The organism is Paenibacillus oleatilyticus, assembly GCF_018998565.1.
Classification (GTDB): domain Bacteria; phylum Bacillota; class Bacilli; order Paenibacillales; family NBRC-103111; genus Paenibacillus_G; species Paenibacillus_G oleatilyticus.
In genome coordinates this window covers 1-315 of the sequence record NZ_JAHNZO010000217.1, presented here as the reverse complement: position 1 = coordinate 315, position 315 = coordinate 1, and the positions used below count along the sequence as shown (strand labels likewise).

The window sequence follows — 315 nt, the reverse complement described above, 5'->3', positions numbered from 1 at the left end:
GGTCAGGTTGCGAGAGCTGATACAGCTTGAGGTATACGTAATGGGTGACAGGGAAAGAGCCGTCCTGACGTGCAGACTCACGCCAAAGCAGTTGTGCCGCTGCCAGTATTTTGTCAACCGACAGGCCGATGCGCGCGTCTCCATCAGGCAGGTGTTTCGGACCCAATTCACTGTCACCACTGCAAAGGAAGGCGTTGAAGGTCATGATGGAGGTGCGGGCCAGCGGCCAATGACGGGTATTGAGCTGGCGAGCCACGTCGGTGATACGCAGGTTTGGCGTCAGCCTCTGCTGATAATGACGCCCAAAGTTGGGCC

At 57.5% G+C, this 315-nt stretch carries 1 protein-coding gene; it reads right to left on the bottom strand.

Annotated features, from left to right (window positions below; translation table 11 throughout):
* On the bottom strand, window positions 1–315 hold a 315-nt coding region (locus KQX66_RS37050), incomplete at both ends, for a hypothetical protein (protein WP_216798470.1).